The organism is Myxacorys chilensis, from assembly GCF_059505265.1.
On sequence record NZ_JCACKG010000190.1, the window covers coordinates 1 to 3,627 of the forward strand.

6 protein-coding genes are annotated in these 3,627 nt (G+C 47.9%); 1 reads left to right on the forward strand and 5 read right to left on the reverse strand.

The window, feature by feature from the left end; all coding sequences use genetic code 11:
- A partial coding sequence (locus tag AC5JLB_RS16985) for a hypothetical protein (protein WP_495875009.1) occupies positions 1–290 on the forward strand: 290 nt, incomplete at its 5' end.
- Positions 291–419: 129 nt separating this feature from the next.
- On the opposite strand, the gene AC5JLB_RS16990 is transcribed toward AC5JLB_RS16985, so the two are convergent.
- From AC5JLB_RS16990 to AC5JLB_RS17010, 5 genes are all read right to left on the reverse strand, one after another.
- Positions 420–1,358, reverse strand: a complete 939-nt coding sequence (locus AC5JLB_RS16990; protein WP_495875010.1) for a DUF5996 family protein — start codon at positions 1,356–1,358, stop codon at positions 420–422.
- A 32-nt stretch (positions 1,359–1,390) separates the two neighbouring features.
- Positions 1,391–1,666 (reverse strand): UBP-type zinc finger domain-containing protein, encoded by a 276-nt coding sequence (locus tag AC5JLB_RS16995; protein WP_495875011.1) that lies wholly within the window; start codon positions 1,664–1,666, stop codon positions 1,391–1,393.
- A gap of 36 nt (positions 1,667–1,702) precedes the next feature.
- Positions 1,703–2,278, reverse strand: coding sequence for an antibiotic biosynthesis monooxygenase (locus tag AC5JLB_RS17000; RefSeq protein WP_495875012.1), 576 nt, complete (start codon positions 2,276–2,278; stop codon positions 1,703–1,705).
- Positions 2,279–2,431: 153 nt separating this feature from the next.
- Positions 2,432–2,608: a hypothetical protein gene (locus AC5JLB_RS17005; RefSeq protein ID WP_495875013.1), complete on the reverse strand. Its 177-nt coding sequence runs from the start codon at positions 2,606–2,608 to the stop codon at positions 2,432–2,434.
- A complete protein-coding gene (locus AC5JLB_RS17010; RefSeq protein ID WP_495875014.1) occupies positions 2,592–3,290 on the reverse strand; it encodes a hydrolase in 699 nt (232 codons plus the stop codon). Before AC5JLB_RS17010 ends, AC5JLB_RS17005 begins: the two co-directional genes overlap by 17 nt.
- Between the last annotated feature and the right edge of the window lie 337 nt (positions 3,291–3,627).

The following is a 3,627-nucleotide window of genomic DNA, read 5'->3' on the forward strand; positions in this document are numbered from 1 at the left end:
CGTGTCAATGCAGCCTCGTTTTTAGACCTTTTGAAGCTTCAATTCTGACACTTTCCAACGTGAGTGGTCATAAAACGACGGATATGATTCGCGATCGCATCTCCACACTCTTCCAGGGCAAAGTGTTCAGTATTGAGGCAGGTGTCGAGGCTGATGGCTGCCAAATTTTGAACATCATTGGTGTATTGCCAACGAGTTCCTTCCAGGCTGAGGAGAAATCTGAGTTTGTCTGCATTCTCAGGGGAGCAATCGCGCCAGTATGCCCTGACGGGTTTCCAAAATTGGAGTAATTGCCATCGGTTCATCGGAATTGACCTTCACGATCAAGGTTTAAGCGTCCAATAAACCAGTCTGCGAAATTGTCCTACATTTCACCACTTAAGGTCTGCCAGTTAAACGCCAATTTAGGAATACAGTTGCTACTTAAACGTCAACTGCTGAAGTTCCTTTTGATTCCAGTTGCCTAACCTGGCGGCAGCTTCGTAGGTGCTTTGCAAGAACTCTAACAACATCTGATCGGGTGATTCTGCCTCGCGGACAGCGTCATAGGGCAAAATAAATTCGCCTAACTCTTTATTGTAAAAGGCAGCATCGGGACGAACCTCAGCCTGCTTAAACCCATCGGGTTCTGGGTACGCATAGGAATAAAACGCTGGGTATGATAATCCGGCTCCGGGCCAAAATCCGGCACTACTGACTTCTTGTGAATAGGCTTCCTTTGCTACAGCATCTGGTAGATTTGGCACCCCTCCTGGATGCTCCGGAGCCGATCGCCCCGAAAAGCGCGTTACTGCTAAATCAAAACTCCCCCAAAAAAAATGAACCGGACTGACCTTGCCGGCAAAATGTGAACGAAATTCTCGAAAGACGCGATCGGACTGTAGCAGCACTCGCCAGCATCGATTGGCATAATCCGGATCATAAGCAGCATGGGTTTCATCCTGCTCAAATCGAATCGGATCTGGAACTTCGTTCGGTTTGGTGTTAATGGTGATATGAAGATCGAGTGCTCTGAGCGTTTCCATCACGTTCTGGTAGAAATCAGCGACAGAGCGAGGGTAGAGAGCGATCGCCCGTCTTGCCCCTTCGCTAGTTTGAATCAGCAGTTCATGATCAATGAAATCAAAGTCGATTTGAAAGATGCGGCTGCCATAGGGAATCGTGGAAGTGGTCAGTCCCCGAACGGTTAAATAGAGGGGAGTATGCCAGGAATGATTAATCCACGGAGTTTGGGCAAATCGGATCTTGCCGATGATTTGCGTCCACATGTGTAGGGTGGTATAGGTATCCTGCCATGCGTCCAGGGGTAAACTCGGCCAAATATCCGTTGAGGTCAGGGTAAACTGATTTGACATCATGGTTTCCTCGCGAGTAGAAAAGGGGCGCGTGATTAATAGTTCTTCTGTTGTTCGTCGGCAAAACACCACAGCCATTGTTCTCCCAATTCGGCTGAACTGATCACCGCATGTCCACTTTCTTCATAATGATGGCGTGCGTGCTGATTTTTGGATGAGTCGCAGCACAACATTTTGCCGCAGGTTTGACAAATTCTTAAATGTACCCAGCGATCGCCAACCCGAAGGCATTCCTCACAGCGGAATACCGGGTAATTGGCTTTTGAAATCATATTCTCTAGCGTCAGTTCGTTCAGGTGTTGACAAGCCATGGAAGATTCCTGTGAATGTGCAAGAGATGTACTTGATCAAATGGGATACAGCCATTTGCGAAAGAGTTGGGTCAGGCGCGGCATAATCACGTAGGTGAGCAGGGCAACCGTTAGACCTGTAACCAACAACGTTCTGAGCAATACCGGAAGCCCAGCTAGGAGCGGTACTAGCAAACGATTGAGAATCGATATCGTCAAAAACACTGCCAGCCATGTCACGATCGCCATTTTGTAGCGCGGAGGTGGAGCCTTCATGGGTTTGTTGGGAAGCGTAAACCAGGTTTCCAGACCCGTCAGAGTTTGAATGGTTTCAGGCTTTTCAATCAAGGGTTGCAGCCGCTCCAACCATTCTTGCCGCACAGTGGATTCCAGCCAGGTTTTGAGGTTGTTGTAATGATCAAATCTGAGAATTGCTACATATTCAGGATGAGCGTGGTCACGGGGGCGAATTACATTGACCCCTAAGTGTCCTTTAAACTGATGGGCAGCCGTCGCAATTCCGTGTAACCATTCCTCATACCCTTGCTCACGCCCAGATCGAATGAAGTGAGAAATGATGGCGGTTACCTGGTGAGTTTCTTCATCTGTACCCACGACTAGTGGATCTAGCATTACACATGACCTCAAAAACTCTAGCTGTAAGGAAGTGATGATGGTTAATGAGCGATCGCTGGCGATCGCCCCTATTCTATGCACGAAATCATCCAGTGCTGCTGCAATGCCGCAAATGAACTGGATCACTGAGCAATGATAACATCCACTCAGTTACACACGAGTCATGAGGCGTTCGCGATTGGCAGAGCCAGCATTTGATGTTGCTGCATAGCTCGTCATTAGGTTTTTGTAGTCAGGAATAAACTCTGCAAGGAGATTACCTAGCCCTTCAATATCCTTACGCCAATCACGGTGCAATTCACCCACAACGCTAAACCAATTGACCAATGGAGGAATTGCTGACCTGGACAGGTTTGCCGTCGGCTGAAGGGGTTGTTGCAAGGAGCTGAAGTTCCCATGCAAGGGCAACCGCACTAGCACCGCCATGCTCAAGAAGAATCTCTGATACACCCGCAGATGTTTCTGTGCGTGCCCAGTCACGTTGCCATTCAGCAAGTACAGCCATCCAGTTGATTGGAACTGCACCCGCCTGAACCATACGGCGAACCGCCATGTCATGAGCTTCCGCAGTAACACCGCCCGAAGCATCGGTAACGATGAATACGTCATAACCTTCACCCAGCGCCTGGATTGCTGGCATTGCGAGACAGACCTCGGTCCAAAGCGCAGCAAGTATCAGTTGCTTGCGACCACTTTTCTTCACTACATCTGTAACGTTTGGCTCTTCCCAGGTATTGATGGAAGTGCGGTTGATCGGTTTTTGATCAGGAAAAACATCCCGTAGTCCCTTAATGATATGACCCCCTCTTTCTTCCATGACATTGGTAAGAATTGTGGGTACGTTGAACACCTTTGCTGATTTGGCAAGACCAATAACATTGTTAATGATCATCGTAGGTTCATGGCTGTTCAAGTTGGTGAACTGATAGGGCTGGTGGTCAATCAGTACCAGGATGCTATCTTCTGGACGAAGCAGTCCTTCTAGACCGATTTTTTGATTTTTAGACATTGAACTCTCCTATTTGAGCGATTGGTGAATGAGGAATTGCAGAATGAAATCAAAAGCTAAACATCTCTGCTTGTGCTTTTAAGTGAAACGTCTGTTTACCCTCAAGGGTTGATGACGTAAGCGATCGCGCCATGAACTGAGTCTGCAAGACAACTCCAAATTTCGCCACTTAAGATCTACGAGTTAAGCACAGAGTTAAGGCGTTCGCGTCGCGTGCCCAAAGGATCGCTCCTAATGCTTTCAACGTCGCTGCTTGAGTGTGCGTTAATCCAGTTGCACCTTGAATATTCATGCCTTCAAGCATGGAACCGTGCAATTTACTTGCTCGATCCATTTG